The following is a 16,799-nucleotide window of genomic DNA, read 5'->3' on the forward strand; positions in this document are numbered from 1 at the left end:
CTGCGGGGCGACTTCTGCGGCGGCCTTTTCCAGAATCGCGGTCGTGGAGTAGCCGGCGTGGAAATCCAAGATCCTGACCTGGCCACCATTGCGGGTCACGGCCTCGTAGCCGGCCACGTCCTCGGCACGGTAGTCGCCGCCCTTGACCAGGATGTCTGGCAGCACGCGTCCGATCAGCCGTGCCGGCGTGTCCTCGCCGAAAGCCACCACCCAGTCGACCGGCTTGAGCGCCGCCAGCACCTGCATGCGATGCGCCAGCGGGTTCACCGGCCGCGACGGCCCCTTGAGCCGGCGCACGGAATCGTCGTCGTTGACCGCCACGATCAGGCAGTCGCCGAGCTTACGCGCCGCCTCCAGGTAGCGCACGTGGCCCGGATGGATGATGTCGAAGCAGCCGTTGGTCATGACCACGGTTTCGCCGTGCGCGCGCGCCTCGGCCACGCGCTCGAGCAGCGTTTCCTCGTCCACTACCCCGCCGTCGTTCTGGTGCAGGTTGCGGATGGCGCGGCGCAATTCGGCCACGCTGACCGTGGCGGTGCCGAGCTTGCCGACCACGATGCCGGCGCCGATATTGGCCAGGCGCGCGGCATGCGGCAGGTCCTGGCCGGCGGCCAGCCCCGCGCCCAGCAGTGCGATCACGGTGTCGCCGGCGCCGGTGACGTCGTACACCTCGCGCGCCTCGGCCGGCAGGTGCAGCGCCGGCTGACCGGCGCGCAGCAGGGTCATGCCATGCTCGCTGCGCGTGACCAGCAGCGCTTCCAGTTCGAGCTCGGCACGCAGCCGCTCGCCCTTGGCCACGATGGCCGCTTCATCAGGGCAGGCGCCGACGACCGCCTCCAGCTCGGACAGGTTGGGCGTCAGCAGGGTTGCGCCGCGGTACTTGCCGAAATCACGGCCCTTGGGATCGATCAGCACCGGCCGCCCGGCGGCGCGCGCCAGCCGGATCATCTCGGGCGCCGACACCAATGTGCCCTTGCCGTAGTCCGACAACACCACCACCTGGCACTGCGCCAGCGCCGCCTCGTAGCGGCGCAGCAGATCCGCCTGGCGGTAGGCGCCGGCCTGGCCCAGCGGCTCCTCGAAGTCGAGTCGGATCAGCTGCTGGTTGCGGCTGAGCACGCGCAGCTTGGTGATGGTCGGATGCGTGGCGCTGCGCTCGAAGTCGCAGCGCACCCCGGCCTGGCCCAGCTGGTCGGTCAGCCGGCCGGCGGCCTCGTCGCGCCCCACCACGCCCAGCAGCGTGGCCGAGGCGCCGACGGCGGCGATATTGAGCGCCACGTTGGCGGCGCCGCCGGCGCGCTCCTCGATGTCCTGGATGCGCACCACCGGCACCGGCGCCTCGGGCGAAATGCGGCCGGTCGGCCCGTGCCAGTAGCGGTCCAGCATCACGTCGCCGGCCACCAGCACGCGTACGCCCTCGAAGGAAGGAATGCTCTGCATTGCGATCAGCCCCTGCCAGATTCCGGAATGATACGGGGAAATCTGTAAAATTACGCGGGAGCCTCATCAGGACGATGACCGTGCCCCAACCAAACCGCCACCCGCTGATTCCGCCCGCCGACGTGGCCGGCTGGGCCAGCTTCCAGCACCGCCATGACACGCGGCTCGGCCGCCTGGTGATGGACCTGCTCGACGGGCTGGTGGCGCTGTTCGGCCTGCTGATGCGCGTCGGCGGCCGGCCGCTGCGCTGGCTGCTGATCCAGGGCCTCGGCACCCTCGCCTACTGGCTGTCGCCGCGCCGGCGGCGCGTATCGCTGATCAACCTGGATCTGGTGTACGGCGACCGCCTGAGCGAGGCCGAGAAACGCCGCATCGTGCTGGGCATGTTCCGGCATTACCTGCGCGCGGTGCTGGACTCGTTCTACGACTTCATCTACTGGCCGCCGGAGAAGCTGCTGGCCAGCATTGGCCGCGAGGGCGCGCAGCCCATCGAGGCGGCGCGCCGGCTCGGCCGCGGCTATGGCTTCGTCACCAGCCACCTCGGCAATATCGATCTGACGGCGCGCGCGGTGGCGGTCAGCGGCTTCCAGTGCTATGGCATCTACAAGGGCTTCAGCAACGCCTGGTTCGACCGCCACATGGGCCGCAAGCGGCTGGCCTATGGCATCAGCCTGATCGAAACACCCGCCACGCGGCACGACCTGGTGAACGGCGCGCGCGTGAAAGCGCCGCGCGCCAGCCTGCGCGCGGAGATCGTCGAGCTTTGGAGGCAGAACTACGGACTGTTCTTCGCCTGTGACCAGTACACCCGCCGCGGCGGCGTGCCGATGACCTTCATGGGCGTACCGGGCGCGCCCATGCAGGTCGGCGCACTCAAGTACGCCGTGGACAACAGGATTCCGCTGGTGTTCGGGACGCTGGTGTACGACGCGCAGGGCAACCCGAAATGGCATTGCGAGGGGCCGTTCCTGATCGAGGAACAGCCCGGCGGGCCGGACGCCACGCTGCTGCACTACCTCGAGCGCTACAACCGCTGGCTGGAGGGCGAGATCCGCAAGCATCCGGAACAGTACGCCTGGGCGCATCGCCGCTTCCCGCGGCACTACTACGAGCGCCCGCGCCCGGTGCGCGTCGATCAGCCGCCCGCGGGCGGGGACTCGTAGCCGGCGCGCAGCGCGGACCAGTTCAGGCCGGTCCAGAAGAACTGCGGAGAGTTCGCCTGGCGTTTCTTCAGCGAGCGCTCCAGCCGCAGCAGGTTGCCCTCGCGCCAGCGGCCGGGCGCGCGCAGGCGGGCCTGGTCGAAATCGATCAGCCAGAAATCATTGCACGCCGACAGCAGGATGTTGTCCGCGTTGAGGTCGGCGTGGTCCAGGCCCGCGTCGTGGAAACGGCGCAGCATGCCGCCCAGCCGCCGCCAGTCGCGGTCCGGCAGGGCCTGGGCCTGCAACCGCTGGGTCAGCTGCTCGACGCCCGGCAGGCGCCGCGTGATGAGGTCGGCGGAGTAGCTGACACCCTCGCGCACGACGCGCGCCGCCACCGGCGCCGGCACCGGCAACCCGCGCCGGTGCAGCTCCGCCATCAGGTGCCACTCGCGCCAGGCGCGCGTGCGCTCGAGCCCCAGCCAGAGGTAGCGGTCGGTCACCAGCCGTGCGGCGAAGCCGCCGCGGCGGTAGTGCCGCAACGCCCACTGCTCCGCGCCCTGCTGCACGAACAGCGTGGTGCCGCGCCCGCCCGCCGCCTCGCCCACCAGCGCGCCGCGTCCGGCCCAGTAGGCGGGCTCGAAATGCGCGCTGTCGGCGTGGTCAAGGCGGTCCGCGTCATATACGATGGCGGTGGCGCCGTCGCGCCGGTACTCGGGCCTCATGATTCAGTCGCTGCCGCTGTCACAACCGCCGCGCTCGCTGTGCGTGCTGCGCCTGTCCGCCATCGGCGATGTGTGCCACACGCTGCCGGTGGTGCGTACGCTGCAGCACGCCTGGCCCCGGACCGCCATTACCTGGGTGATCGGCAGGACCGAGGCGGCGTTGGTCGGGGACATCCCGGACATCGAGTTCATCGTGCATGACAAGAAGGGCGGCCGTCGGGGCATGGCGAGCTTACGGGATCGGCTGCGCGGGCGCCACTTCGACGTGCTGCTGATGATGCACGCCTCGCTGCGCGCCAACCTGATCAGCCGCATGATCGCGGCGGATATCCGTTTGGGCTTCGACCGTGCCCGCGCGCGCGAGTTCCAGTGGCTGTTCTCGACCCACCGCATCGCGGCACGCCGGCACGAGCACGTGATGGACGGGCTGTTCGGCTTCGCCGAAGCGCTCGGCGTTCGCGAACGCGTGCTGCGCTGGGACATCCCGCTGTCCGCGGCGGACCGCGACTTCGCGCAGGCGCTGATCCCGGACGGGCGGCCGGCGCTGCTGATCAGCCCCTGCTCCAGCAGCCGCCTGCGCAACTTCCGCAACTGGTCCGCGGACCGCTACGCCGCGGTCGCCGAGCACGCGCTGGGCCGCGGGTTGCAGGTCCTGCTCACCGGCAGCAACACCGAGATCGAGCAGCAGTACGGCCGCGACATCAGCGCCCTGACGCGCGGGCCGGTCACCAGCCTCATCGGGAAGACCAGTCTCAAGCAACTGCTGGCGCTGCTCGCGCGCGCGACGGCGATCGTCACACCCGACTCCGGCCCGGCGCACATGGCTACCGCCGTCGGCACGCCGGTGATCGGACTGTACGCCTCCTCCAATCCGGGCCGCACCGGCCCTTATGACCGGCACTGGACCGTCAACAAGTACCCGGAGGCCCTGCGCGATGACTGCGGGCTGTCGGTCGAGGAAGCGCGCTGGGGGCAGCGCGTGCGCGACCCGCGCGCGATGGAACTGATCATGGTGGACGATGTGACCGCGATGCTGGACCGAGTGCTGGCGGAAACAGCCGCGCGCTAAACCAGTGTCAGCCAATCCGCATGGTCGCTGCCGCGGCCACGCACCAGATCGAGGTAGCGGCTCTGGATCCGCTGCGTCACCGGCCCGCGCGTGCCGCTGCCGATGGCGCGGTTGTCCAGCTCGCGGATCGGAACCACCTCGGCGGCCGTGCCTGTAAAGAACGCCTCGTCCGCCATGTACACCTCGTCGCGCGTGATGCGCTTCTCGGTGCAGGGGATGCCCATCTCGGCCGCCAGTTCCATCACCGTACGGCGGGTGATGCCGTCCAGCGCGGAGGTGAGGTCCGGCGTGTACAGCCGGCCGTCGCGCACGATGAAGATGTTTTCGGCGCTGCCCTCGGCCACGTAGCCCTCCACATCGAGCATCAGCGCCTCGTCGTAGCCGTCGCGGCTCACCTCGTTCACCGCCATCATCGAGTTGAGGTAGTTGCCGTTGGCCTTCGCCCGGCACAGGGTCACGTTCACGTGGTGGCGCTGGAAGCTGGAAGTCTTCACGCGCAGGCCCTTCTCCAGCTGTTCATCGCCCAGGTAACTGCCCCAGGGCCAGGCCGCCACCATCACGTGCACCGCCAGGCCCTTGGCATGCAGGCCCATGCCCTCCGAGCCGAGGAACACCATCGGCCGGATATAGCAGGACGGCAGCCGGTTCTCGCGCACCACCCGCCGCTGCGCGTCGTTGAGCTCGTCCGGCGTGTACGGGATCTGCAGGCCGAGGATCTTGGCCGAGTTGAACAGCCGCCGGGTGTGGTCCTGCAGGCGGAAGATGGCCGTGCCCTTGGGGGTTTCGTAGGCGCGCACGCCCTCGAAGCAGCCCATGCCGTAATGCAGGGTGTGGGTGAGGACGTGGACCTTGGCCTCGCGCCAGGGCAGGAGCTGGCCATCCAGCCAGATGAAGCCATCACGATCGGCAAACGAGGTCATGGGAACACCCTGAGTAGCTGTGGTGGCACCGGCCGGGAACGCGGCCGGAGCGCCGCAAACAAGCCGCATATTTCACCACAATTCCGCGGTGCAGTCAGTCGCGCGTCGCAAGCTGCAGCACTCGGTCCACGCCGATGCGGCGCAGGCAGTGGTAGTGCCCCAGCGGGCAGGTGCGCTCGAAGCAGGGGCTGCAGTCCAGCCGCAGGTAGAGGACGTCGGCGGCAGGCGTCAGCGGCGGGGTGTAGTCGGGCGTGGAGGAGCCGTAGATCGCGACCAGCGGCGTGCCGGCGGCGGCGGCCACGTGCATCAGGCCGGAATCGTTGGTCACCGCGCGGACGCACAGGGACAGAAGATCAACCGTGTCCGCCAGCCGGGTGCGGCCGCACAGGTTCATTACCCGCTCGTTGCCTGCGCGGATGCTGTCGCCCAGCGCCGCCTCCTTGGCCGAGCCCAGGATCCAGACCTGGCGGCCGGCGGCGACGAGGCGGGCGGCCAGCTGTGCGAAATACGCCGGCGGCCACTGCTTGGCGGGACCGTACTCGGCGCCAGGCATGAGCGCCACCACGGGCCGGCCCAGGTCCAGGCCCAGCTCGCGCAGCAGGCGCGCGCGGTTGTCCTCGTCTACACGCAGGCGTGGCGGCGGGATGTCGGGCGCCGCGGCGGGCGGCCGCTCGAGGCCGAGCGCCACGAAGCGCTGCACGGTCTGCCGCAGCCGGGCGGTATCGAGCGGGCGCGGGTCGTTGATGAGGCCGAAGCGCAGCTCGCCGCGATAGCCGGTGCGGCGCGGGATGCGCGCAAACCAGGGCGCCAGTGCGGCCTTCAGCTTGCGCGGCAGCACGATGGCGCGGTCGTAGTGCTCCGCACGCAGGGCGAGTCCCAGGCGGCGCAGCTTGCCCAGCCCGAACTCGCCGTGCGCCACCGGCCACTCGATGCCGCGACGCACCTCCGGCATGCGCGCGATCAGCGGCAGCGACCAGCCCGGCGCCAGCACGTCGATCAGGCAATCGGGCGCCTGTCGGCGCAGCGTGATGAACAGGCTCTGCGCCATGACCATGTCGCCGACCCAGGACGGGCCGACGACCAGAATCTTCTGCGCCATGGGATCAGGCTTTGGCGCCATGCAGGGCGTCGAGATAGGCCTTTACGCCCTCCTCCACCGTACGAAAATCGACATCGCAGCCCGCGGCCCGCAGCTGCTTGAGGTCGGCCTGGGTGAAGCTCTGGTAGCTGTCCTTGAGGTTGTCCGGAAAGGGGATGTAACGGATGCGGCCGCGGCCATGCCAGGCGATCACCGCCCGCGCCACGTCGTTGAAGCTCTGGCTGCGGCCGGTGCCGCAGTTGAAGATACCGGAGCGCTCGGGATGATCGAGGAACCACAGGTTGACCCTGACCGCGTCGCCGACGTAAATGAAGTCGCGCCGCTGCTCGCCGTCCGCGTAACCGCTCGAGCCCTCGAACAGCCGGCACTCGCCGCTGTCGCGGATCTGCCGGTCGAAATGGAAGGCCACGCTGGCCATGTGGCCCTTGTGCTGCTCGCGCGGGCCGTAGACGTTGAAATAGCGCAGGCCCACCACCTGGCTCTTCAGGTACGGCAGGCGTGCGCGCAGGTACTGGTCGAACAGGAATTTCGAGTAGCCGTAGACGTTGAGCGGCTGCTCGCGCTCCGGATCCTCGGCGTAGTTCGGCCCGGCCCCGTACACCGAGGCCGAGGAGGCGTAGATCAGCGGGATGCGGCGAGCCTGGCAATAGTGGAACAGCTTCTTGGTGTACTCGAAGTTCACCCGTAGCATGAAGCGGCCGTCCCACTCGGTGGTGGTCGAGCAGGCCCCCTGGTGGAATACGGCGCGGACCTTGCCGAAGTCGTGATTGGCCTCCACATGGCGCAGGAAGTCGTCCATGTCGAGATAGTCGGCGATATGCAGGTCGGCCAGGTTACGGAACTTGGTGCCATCGGTCAGGTTGTCCACGGCAATGACATCCCGCAGGCCACGCCGGTTGAGGCCCTCTACGAGATTGCTGCCGATGAACCCGGCCGCGCCGGTGACGATGATCATGTGGAACCTCTTTCCATCATGAGGCCATTTCCCGGTAAAGCGCCAGATAACGCTCCGCCATGCGCTCGGGCGTATAGTCTGCCGCAATCCGCCGGCCCGATGCGCCCAGACGCTCGCGCAGAGCCGAGTCTTCTGCCAGCCTGAGGATCGCCTGTGACAGCGCAATCTCGTCCGCCGGCGGGACCAGCAGGCCATTCTGGCCGTCGTGCACGATCTCAGGGATGCCGTCTACGCGCGTTGCCACGATAGGCAGCCCGAAACTCATGGCATCCAGCAACGTCGAGCCCAGCCCCTCGTGCAACGAGGGGAACGCGAACAGATCGAAGGCGTCGAGCCAGTCACCGACATTGCACACATACCCCTCAAAGCTGACGTTCGGCAGATCGCCAGCCTCCCGCTTCAGCCAGGCCTCGTCCTTGCCGTCGCCCAGCAGCACGAACTGCAACTGCGGATGGCTCGCGACCAGCCGCCGCGCCGCCCGGATCAGGTACAGCTGGCCTTTCTGCGAGTTATCCAACGCCCCGATGTGTCCGACCAGGAACCTGCCCGGCCAGCGCGCACGGATGCCCCGTACCGCCTCGGGATCCGCAGTCAGGCGTGCCTGCGCACTGGGGATCACCCGTGGTGCCAATGCAGGCTCGTATGCCTGCAGGATCCTGCGGATGGCCGTCGAGATCGCCACCACCGCTGCGGCGTGCCGGTACATGCGTCGCGTCAGCACGCTCGGACTGGGGGCGTTATCCACGCGCCGGGTAACGATGTAGCGTGCGCCGGTGACGAGATGGCAGGCATGCGCAAAATGGGCGGCCCTGGATTCATGCGCATGCAGCAGCCAGCCTCGCCCCAGCCGTACATGCAGGATGAAAGGGCTGGCGATGGGCCGCAGCTCGAGCCCGGGCATGCCGTCCAGGCGACGGGCCAGCTCATCGCCCGCGCGCACGATGGCGCTTTGCCTGACACTGCGTGCCGCCAGCTCCCGGATCAGCAGCTCGGTCTGGCGCTCGCCACCGCGGTAGCCTTTTGCGAAATTGACATGACACACCCTCACCTCGCACCTGACTTTCAGGCCGACTGATCCTTGAAGGGGGAGCCGCGCTCTCCTTTCCAGCCCGGCCATCTCCGGTTGGTGACTAACTCCCTGATATAAATCAGCACCACATAATAGATAAACGTCTCCCTGAATTCTGAAACACCACTCTCCAGCACGTGGTTGGACAGCTCGGCATGCTCATTGAGCTGATGCGCGAACTTGGATACCGCGACGGAACAAAGCACCGTTAGCGCCAACAAACGCGGCGGTGACAGAAAACGCAGCCAGGCCGGCCCGTCCGGACGCACGCACAGTGGCAGCAAGAAGAAATAAAAAAACAGGACCAGGTCGCCTGCGGTCTTCATCGGGGTCGAGATGCCGCGGTTGTGTATATTCCACCGGACACCACCAGTCTCCGTGACGAGCCCAAGTGCGTTGAGGTAATGGTAGCCGTAGTTCAGCTCTTCGAGCAGCTGAAAAACGGCCAGCCCTGTCGCAAGCCCGTACCCCAAGCGTTCGATCGGCACTTCCGCACGACGCAGCCCCAGCGCTGCCATCACGATCACGGCAACCAGCAAGAGGTGCTGGGTGCTTTCCAGAAGACCCAATTCACGGTTGAAGGCAGGGGCAATAATGCTCTGTAGTACAGGGGTACCAGAGAAATACATCAGGACGTACGTCAGAATGACCGAGGTCGGGAGCACCCAGTAAAAGAAATGTCTCTTCAGTTTGGCGTTCATTACAGGTTGTTCTCCAGATTGTCCGACGTCGTCCCCAGCAAGCACTGCCAAAGCGACCGCACGCCGGCACGATATTCGCCGAATTCAGTATCCGCGACCACCGCCGGCAGCTCCTGCAGAGTCAGTGCGTGCACGCGCTTCCGGTAGGCGCGATAGGCGTCAGCAAGCAGCGTCGCCTCCGCGGGGGACAGCGCCCCGGCGGCATACAGGGCGTCGATCTGCCGGATGTTGTCGGTGTACTGCACCAGCTCTGGCCGTCGTGCGGCATCGCGCAGGACGGCGTATTGCACCATAAACTCGATGTCCGTGATACCGCCGCGACCGTGCTTGAGGTCGAAGCAGCCCGAGCTGTGGTCGCCGAGCTTCTCGTACATCTTTTCTCGCATGGCCCGGATCTCCTCCCGCAGCTTACCGGCCACGCGCGGCTGGCACAGCACCTCGCGCCGCAGGGCATCGAAGGCCTCGCCGACCCTGGCGTTGCCGGCGATGGGGCGGGCACGTACCAGGGCCTGATGTTCCCAGGTCCAGGCCTTTTCCAGCTGGTAGCGGCGGTATCCGTCCAGGCTCGTGACCAGCAGGCCGGAGCTACCACTGGGGCGCAACTGCATGTCCACCGCGTAAGCCACGCCACTCGGCATCTGCGCGCTCAGTATATGGATGAGCTTCTGGCCCAGGCGGGTGAAGAAGGCGCCATGATCGAGCGGCTTTACACCGTCCGTCGCCTGTCCTTCGATGCCGTCGTGCACGAAAACCAGATCGAGATCGGAACCGTACCCCAGCTCGATGCCGCCCAGCTTGCCGAAGGCAATCACCGCAAAGCCGGCCTCGGAGCCGTCCTCGCGCAGTGGGCGCCCGTGCCGCGCCCTCATCTGCTGCCAGGCCAGGCGCAGAGCATGCTGCACGATGATCTCGGCGATGTCGGTGAGATGGTCGCTGACGATCATCAGCGGCATGGCGCCACTGACATCCGCAGCGGCCACGCGCAGTACCCACGACTGCTTGAAACGCCGCAGCAGGTCCATCTGCGATTCCAGATCGTCCAGGCTGAGGGCCTGGGCTGCTTCCGCAAGTTCCCGCTCCAGTTCGGCGCGCGGCGCCGGCCGGTACAGGATGCGCGGATCCAGCAGCTCGTCCAGCAGCAACGGATGGCGTCGAATCTGCTGCGTGATCCAGGGGCTGGCCGCACACAGCGCCACCAGCTGCGACAGCGCCATGGGGCTTTCCACCAGCAGTGCCAGGTAAGTGGTACGTCCGGCCACGGCCTCGATCACCTGCAACACGCGCAGCAGGGCCGATTCGGGCTGCTCGCAGCCGCGCACGGCCCCGAACAGCAGCGGAAGCAGCTGGCTGAAGCGTCGCCGCCCTTGCTCACCGAGGCCACGGTAGACGGCGCTGCGACGCAGCTGGTGCAGGAATTCGAGGCTGGCGGTCGCCTGCGGTAACCCCTGCGCACTCAACAGACGCAGGGCCTCTGCGTCATCGACCGTTTCCTCCCAGATGGCGGCAACCTGCGCCACTGCCGCTTCATCCGCAGCGCGTGCCTGCGGGGCGGCGAACACCTGCTCGAACTGCTGGTGGACACGCGCACGGTGCCGGTCCAGTTCGGCCAGGAAGGCCGGCCAGTCCGCAAACCCCATGGCAAAGGCCAGTGCGGCGCGGCGTTCCGCGTCCGCAGGCAAGTCATGGGTTTGCTGATCCTGCCAGGCCTGCAGGCGGTTCTCGGTACGCCGCAGAAAAATGTATGCCTCGCGCAGGCTGCGCACGGCATAGGCCGGCAACAAACCCTCCTGCTCCAATACGTCGAGGGTCAGCATGAGGCTACGCTGCTGCAGGGCACGGTCCTGACCGCCGCGGATCAGCTGGAAGGCCTGGGCGATGAATTCGACTTCGCGGATGCCGCCGGCGCCGAGCTTGATGTTGTCTTTGTAGCCGTTACGGTGCAGCTGCTGCTCGATCAGGCTCTTCATTTCGCGCAGCGACTCGAAGGCGCCGAAATCCAGGTAACGCCGGTAGACGAACGGCCGCAGCGTCTCCAGTAACCGATCGCCCGCCGCACGATCGCCGGCGACCGGACGGGCCTTGATCAGCGCATAGCGCTCCCACTCGCGTCCGTGCGTCTGGTAATACTGCTCCATTGCGTCCACATGCATGACCAGCGGGCCGCTCTTTCCGAACGGGCGCAGTAGTGTGTCCACGCGGTAAACAAAACCGTCCGCCGTCGGCTCGCTCAGCGCCCGTACCATGGCCTGCGCCAGGCGGCGACAGTATTCCTCGTGCTCCAGCGGGTGCGGTCCGTCACTGACGCCGTCCGCATCGTAGGCCAGGATCAGATCGATATCCGACGAGAAATTCAGCTCCCTCCCCCCCAGCTTGCCCATGCCGAGCACGATGAGGCGTGCAGCGGCATCGGTGCCGCGCAGCAGGCCGTGCCGCGCACTGAAATCGCGTTCCAGCCAGACCAGCGCGGCTTCCACGCAGGCATCGGCCAGGTCCGACAGCTCGGCCAGTGTCTCCGGCAGGCTGGCCCAGCCCGCCAGATCGCGCCAGGCGATGCGCACCAGCTCGCGATTGCGCCGCTTGCGCAGCACGCGCATCAGTTCGGGCAATGTGGCCGCAGACTGCTGATCCGCATGCAGCCGATAGCTGAGCTCTCCGGGCCTGTAGGCTCTTAGCAGATCTCCGCCCTGGGCCAGCTCCTCCAGTAAAAGCGGATCGCGCAGGCAAGACTGTGCAACAAAAGGGCTAGCAGCCCAAACCGTGAACAAGCTCGAACACAGCGATTCTGGCAACTGGACATGTCCGTTTCGTATCCAGGATTGCCACTGCTGGCCGACCCGTGTTTTGAGCAGTGGAGGCAGGCCGGCGATCGGATCAGAACTCATCCGGTATGCCGCTTTTCCGCGGCAACTGCTTGCAGTAGATCAAGTGTGGCTTGCATCTTCGATTCGATCCCATGGCGCTCAGCCAGCCTGCGCGCCGCAATCGAGGCTTGCTGGATTCGGCCAGCGTCGCACCATGTACGTAATGCCTGCACCAGCTTCTCGCGACCATCCGAGAGCGAGAATACGCTGCCTTGTACATCAGATTCGATCAGTTCGCTGCCCCCGTTGCTATCGGTAGTAACTACGGGCATGCCTGAAGCCAGCGCCTCGATCGTGGCGTTGGCAAACGGATCATAGCGTGTGGGCAGGACATAAACGTCGGCTGCGCCGTAACATGCCTCTGGATCAGTTCGTGCACCCAGAAAACGCACTTCATTAGCGATGCCCAGAGCCCGTGCACGCGCTTCGTAGCGTGGCTGACCGGAGTCCCTACCCACTACCAGTAATCGTGCGTGTGGATGGGTCGCAGTCACGAACGGGAAAGCCTCGAGCAGCAGGTCCAGACCCTTGCGTGGGAATCCACTGCCAAGGAAAAGAAACACCACATGATCGGGCGCAAAGCCTGCCTCGCGTCTGATCACCGCCCCCCGTCCATCACGATGCCGGGGATGGAAACGCTCAAGGTCAACGCCATTGTAGATGACTTCGATAGCGGCTTCCGGCACCCCATATCGCTGCATTACGTCACGCTTCACCATGGCCGCATTGGTAATTATCCGGCGGTAAGCACCAGCCGCGAAACAGCGTTGCTCGATTGCCAGTGCTACTCGATCTTTGAACCGCAGCTGGGTCGGGCGGGAACTCGCCGCGCCAACGAAGTCGCTCATGGCATCAAGCTGGGTCTGGTAACAGCCGCCACCCATACGCACTATGTCCTGACTCCAGGTACGTCCCAAGCCAAACACTACGTCGTATTCATTGCCATGCTTACGCACATAACGTTCTACGGCGCGCGCGAATGCCCAGCGCCGCCACCCTGGTCCCAGGGCGAAGTTATGGAGCACAACGAAACGTGCGCGCGGATGCGGAGATTCCCGATGACTGCGACACACAATGGTCACCTCGTGACCACGCTCGCACAGGTATTGGGCCAAGTAGTTGAGATAGCGCTCGGTGCCTCCGCTATGGGCATGGCGCATATGGGTCAAACAAATACGCATGACAGCACTCTAGCAAAGACAAAGGCCCCGTTGCCGGGGCCTTTGTGCTCGACCTGTGAGAATATGGCGATTACATCATGTCGCCCATGCCGCCCATGCCGCCGCCCGGCATCGGGGCCTCTTCCTTCTTCGGCAGCTCGGCCACCATGGCCTCGGTGGTGAGCATCAGGCCGGCGATGGAGGCCGCGTTTTGCAGCGCGGAACGGGTGACCTTGGTCGGGTCCAGGATGCCCATCTTGACCATGTCGCCGAACTCGCCGGTGGCGGCGTTGTAGCCGAAGTTGCCCTTCTCGGAGGCCACCTTGTTCAGCACCACAGAGGCCTCGGCGCCGGCATTGCTGACGATCTCGCGCAGCGGGGCTTCCATGGCGCGCTTGGCGATGCGGATGCCGGCGTCCTGGTCCTCGTTGTCGCCCTTGAGCTTCTCGATCGCCTGCAGCGCGCGGATCAGGGCCACGCCGCCGCCCGGCACCACGCCCTCTTCCACCGCCGCTCGCGTGGCGTGCAGGGCGTCCTCGACGCGGGCCTTCTTTTCCTTCATCTCGGTCTCGGTCGCGGCGCCGACCTTGATCACCGCCACGCCGCCGGCCAGCTTGGCCACGCGCTCCTGCAGCTTCTCCTTGTCGTAGTCGCTGGTGGCTTCCTCGATCTGCTGGCGGATCGCCTTGATGCGCGCCTCGATCTTCTTGGAGTCGCCGGCGCCGTCGATGATGGTGGTGTTCTCCTTGTCCACCTGCACCTTCTTGGCCTGGCCAAGGTCGGCCAGCGTGGCCTTCTCCAGGCTCATGCCCAGCTCCTCGGAGATGACCTTGCCGCCGGTCAGCACGGCGATGTCCTCGAGCATGGCCTTGCGGCGGTCACCGAAGCCCGGCGCCTTGACCGCGCAGACCTTGACGATACCGCGGATGGTGTTGACCACTAGAGTCGCCAGCGCCTCGCCCTCGACGTCCTCGGCCACGATCAGCAGCGGACGGCTAGCCTTGGCCACGCCCTCGAGGATCGGCAGCATCTCGCGGATGTTGGAGATCTTCTTGTCGTGCAGCAGGATCAGCGGGTTTTCCAGCTCGACGCTCATGCTCTGCTGGTTGTTGATGAAGTACGGCGACAGGTAGCCGCGGTCGAACTGCATGCCCTCGACCACGTCCAGCTCGTTCTCCAGGCCCGAGCCGTCCTCGACCGTGATCACGCCTTCTTTGCCGACCTTCTGCATGGCCTCGGCGATGATGTTGCCGATGGCCTCGTCAGAGTTGGCCGAGATCGTGCCGACCTGGGCGATGGCCTTGTTGTCGTCACAGGGCTTGGAAAGCTTCTTGAGCTCCTCGACCGCTGCAACCACGGCCTTGTCGATGCCGCGCTTGAGGTCCATCGGGTTCATGCCGGCGGCGACTGCCTTCATGCCTTCCTTCAGGATCGCCTGCGCCAGCACGGTCGCGGTGGTGGTGCCGTCACCGGCCACGTCGGAGGTCTTGCTCGCGACCTCCTTCACCATCTGCGCGCCCATGTTCTCGAACTTGTCCTTGAGCTCGATCTCCTTGGCCACGGACACGCCGTCCTTGGTCACGGTCGGGGCGCCGAAGCTCTTCTCCAGCACCACGTTGCGGCCCTTCGGGCCCAGGGTGACCTTGACCGCGTTGGCCAGGATGTTGACGCCGTGCAGCAGGCGCTGGCGTGCGTCGTCACCGAATCGTACGTCTTTGGCAGCCATGTTCTATGTCCTCTCGTCTGAATTCGTTTGGTGGGGTTCTGTCATCCCGGCAAAGACCGGAATCCAGTGCCTCTCTGAGGTCCGCGGTGCTTCAGGTCAGGATGGCCATGATGTCTTCTTCGCGCATCACGACCAGTTCCTGACCATCGAGCTTGACCTCGGTGCCCGAGTACTTGCCGAACAGCACCTTGTCGCCGACCTTGACATCCAGGGGACGAACCTTGCCGTCCTCCAGGATTTTGCCGTTGCCGACCGCCATCACTTCACCGCGGATCGGCTTCTCGGCTGCGGTATCCGGGATCACGATGCCGCCGGCCGTCTTGGTTTCGGCCTCCAGGCGCTTCACGATCACGCGATCATGCAGGGGACGAATCTTCATGGGTTAGTGACTCCTTGAAAAATATGGTATTTTTCTACATGGGCGGCATTCTTGAAGAGCCGGCCGCCCACCCGGCAGTCTATTAGCACTCGCCTTTGGTGAGTGCTAATAATAGCCGCGAGTTATCCAGAGTCAAGGGTCCGATTGCCGTACCCGACCCGATTTGTCATTCTGGGCCGCCCGCGCCGGCCCGGAACGCTTGTTCACGATCTTTCGCCAGGAGTTTTTGCCCATGAAACAGCCTAGTTTGCGCAAGGTCGCCATTCTCGGCGGCGCACGCATCCCCTTCTGCCGCTCCAACACCGCCTACGCCACCCTGAGCAACAAGGACATGCTGACCAGCGCGTTCAGCGCCCTGGTCAAGCGGTACAAGCTGCAGGGTGAACGCCTGGGACAAGTCGCGGCCGGCGCGGTGCTCAAGCACTCGCGCGATTTCAACCTGTGCCGCGAGTCGGTGCTGTCCTCCGGGCTGGCGCCGGAAACCCCGGCCTGCGACCTGCAGATGGCCTGCGGCACCGGGCTGGAGGCCACACTGCTGATCGCCAACAAGATCGCGCTGGGCCAGATCGAGGCCGGCATCGCCGGCGGCGTGGACACCACCTCCGACGCGCCGATCGGCGTCAGCGAGGGGCTGCGCAAGATCTTGCTCGAAGCCAACCGCGGCAAGACCGCGGCCGACCGGCTCAAGGCCTTCCTCAAGTTTCGGCCCAAGGACCTGATCCCGCTCATACCCGGCGTGGCCGAGCCCAGAACCGGTCTGTCGATGGGCGAAAGCTGCGAACTGATGGTCAAGGAATGGAAAATCAGCCGCGAGGAGCAGGACCGGCTGGCCTATGAAAGCCACATGAAGGCCGCCAAAGCCTATGAGGAAGGTTTCTTCGATGATCTCGTCGTCCCCTTCAACGGCGTCGAGCGCGACAACAACCTGCGCGCCGACACCACACTGGAGAAACTGGCCACGCTCAAGCCGGCTTTCGACAAAAAGAGCGGCCAGGGCACGCTGACCGCCGGCAATTCCACGCCGCTGACCGACGGCGCCTCGGCCGTGCTGCTGGCGTCCGAGGAATGGGCCAAGCGGCACAACCTGCCGGTGCTGGCTTATCTGGTGGACGGCGAAACCGCGGCCGTGGACTTCGTCGGCAAGAAGGAAGGCCTGCTGATGGCGCCGGCCTATGCGGTGCCGCGCCTGCTGTCGCGCCATGGACTGACACTGCAGGACTTCGACTACTACGAGATCCACGAGGCCTTCGCTGGCCAGGTGCTATGCACGCTCAAGGCCTGGGAGTCGGAAACCTTCTGCCGCGACCGACTGGGCCTGCCCAAGCCACTGGGTTCGATCGACCGCAGCAAGCTCAACGTCAAAGGCAGCTCACTGGCCGTCGGCCATCCCTTCGCCGCCACCGGCGGGCGCATCGTGCCGACCCTGGCCAAGCTGCTGCACCAGAAGGGCTCGGGCCGCGGCCTGATCTCGATCTGCGCCGCCGGCGGCCAGGGCGTGACCGCCATCCTGGAGCGCTGACCGGATTCCGTCGGACGACACGCACGATAGGGAGACA

At 66.2% G+C, this 16,799-nt stretch carries 14 protein-coding genes; 3 read left to right on the forward strand and 11 right to left on the reverse strand.

Going from position 1 to position 16,799, the window contains the following annotated elements; genetic code table 11:
• The coding region (hldE, locus tag VNJ47_13815) for a bifunctional D-glycero-beta-D-manno-heptose-7-phosphate kinase/D-glycero-beta-D-manno-heptose 1-phosphate adenylyltransferase HldE (GenBank protein HXG29912.1) at positions 1 to 1,440 on the reverse strand (1,440 nt) is incomplete at its 3' end.
• 80 nt (positions 1,441 to 1,520) lie between these two features.
• Between hldE and VNJ47_13820 the strand changes: the two genes are divergently transcribed.
• Positions 1,521 to 2,603: a hypothetical protein gene (locus VNJ47_13820; protein ID HXG29913.1), complete on the forward strand. Its 1,083-nt coding sequence runs from the start codon at positions 1,521 to 1,523 to the stop codon at positions 2,601 to 2,603.
• Here the strand turns inward: VNJ47_13820 and VNJ47_13825 are convergent.
• Positions 2,576 to 3,304 (reverse strand): 3-deoxy-D-manno-octulosonic acid kinase, encoded by a 729-nt coding sequence (locus tag VNJ47_13825; GenBank protein ID HXG29914.1) that lies wholly within the window; start codon positions 3,302 to 3,304, stop codon positions 2,576 to 2,578. The two genes, VNJ47_13820 and VNJ47_13825, sit on opposite strands and share 28 nt — an antisense overlap.
• Between VNJ47_13825 and VNJ47_13830 the strand changes: the two genes are divergently transcribed.
• Positions 3,303 to 4,373 carry a glycosyltransferase family 9 protein gene (locus VNJ47_13830; GenBank protein ID HXG29915.1) on the forward strand — a complete coding sequence of 357 codons (1,071 nt, stop codon included), beginning with the start codon at positions 3,303 to 3,305 and terminating at the stop codon, positions 4,371 to 4,373. The two genes, VNJ47_13825 and VNJ47_13830, sit on opposite strands and share 2 nt — an antisense overlap.
• Here the strand turns inward: VNJ47_13830 and VNJ47_13835 are convergent.
• The 9 genes from VNJ47_13835 to groES form a co-directional block, all read right to left on the reverse strand.
• Positions 4,370 to 5,293, reverse strand: coding sequence for a branched-chain amino acid transaminase (locus VNJ47_13835; GenBank protein HXG29916.1), 924 nt, complete (start codon positions 5,291 to 5,293; stop codon positions 4,370 to 4,372). The two genes, VNJ47_13830 and VNJ47_13835, sit on opposite strands and share 4 nt — an antisense overlap.
• 94 nt (positions 5,294 to 5,387) lie before the next feature.
• Complete coding sequence (waaF, locus tag VNJ47_13840; protein HXG29917.1) at positions 5,388 to 6,392, reverse strand: lipopolysaccharide heptosyltransferase II; 1,005 nt, start codon at positions 6,390 to 6,392, stop codon at positions 5,388 to 5,390.
• Between the two features lie 4 nt (positions 6,393 to 6,396).
• Positions 6,397 to 7,347 carry an ADP-glyceromanno-heptose 6-epimerase gene (gene rfaD / locus VNJ47_13845; GenBank protein HXG29918.1) on the reverse strand — a complete coding sequence of 317 codons (951 nt, stop codon included), beginning with the start codon at positions 7,345 to 7,347 and terminating at the stop codon, positions 6,397 to 6,399.
• A 16-nt stretch (positions 7,348 to 7,363) separates the two neighbouring features.
• On the reverse strand, positions 7,364 to 8,464 hold the full coding sequence (locus tag VNJ47_13850) for a glycosyltransferase family 4 protein (GenBank protein ID HXG29919.1): 1,101 nt from the start codon (positions 8,462 to 8,464) through the stop codon (positions 7,364 to 7,366).
• A complete protein-coding gene (locus VNJ47_13855; protein HXG29920.1) occupies positions 8,410 to 9,117 on the reverse strand; it encodes a hypothetical protein in 708 nt (235 codons plus the stop codon). Before VNJ47_13855 ends, VNJ47_13850 begins: the two co-directional genes overlap by 55 nt.
• Positions 9,117 to 11,999 carry a bifunctional [glutamate--ammonia ligase]-adenylyl-L-tyrosine phosphorylase/[glutamate--ammonia-ligase] adenylyltransferase gene (gene glnE / locus VNJ47_13860; protein HXG29921.1) on the reverse strand — a complete coding sequence of 961 codons (2,883 nt, stop codon included), beginning with the start codon at positions 11,997 to 11,999 and terminating at the stop codon, positions 9,117 to 9,119. Before glnE ends, VNJ47_13855 begins: the two co-directional genes overlap by 1 nt.
• On the reverse strand, positions 11,996 to 13,159 hold the full coding sequence (locus tag VNJ47_13865) for a glycosyltransferase family 4 protein (protein ID HXG29922.1): 1,164 nt from the start codon (positions 13,157 to 13,159) through the stop codon (positions 11,996 to 11,998). The genes glnE and VNJ47_13865 overlap by 4 nt, the downstream gene beginning before the upstream one ends.
• A gap of 70 nt (positions 13,160 to 13,229) precedes the next feature.
• Positions 13,230 to 14,864: a chaperonin GroEL gene (groL, locus tag VNJ47_13870; protein ID HXG29923.1), complete on the reverse strand. Its 1,635-nt coding sequence runs from the start codon at positions 14,862 to 14,864 to the stop codon at positions 13,230 to 13,232.
• Between the two features lie 91 nt (positions 14,865 to 14,955).
• Entirely contained in the window at positions 14,956 to 15,243 is a 288-nt protein-coding gene (groES, locus tag VNJ47_13875; GenBank protein ID HXG29924.1) for a co-chaperone GroES, read from the reverse strand.
• A gap of 232 nt (positions 15,244 to 15,475) precedes the next feature.
• Between groES and VNJ47_13880 the strand changes: the two genes are divergently transcribed.
• Positions 15,476 to 16,762 (forward strand): acetyl-CoA C-acetyltransferase, encoded by a 1,287-nt coding sequence (locus tag VNJ47_13880; protein HXG29925.1) that lies wholly within the window; start codon positions 15,476 to 15,478, stop codon positions 16,760 to 16,762.
• Positions 16,763 to 16,799: the final 37 nt, after the last annotated feature.

The sequence above is a fragment of the Nevskiales bacterium genome (assembly GCA_035574475.1).
Classification (GTDB): Bacteria; Pseudomonadota; Gammaproteobacteria; order Nevskiales; family DATLYR01; genus DATLYR01.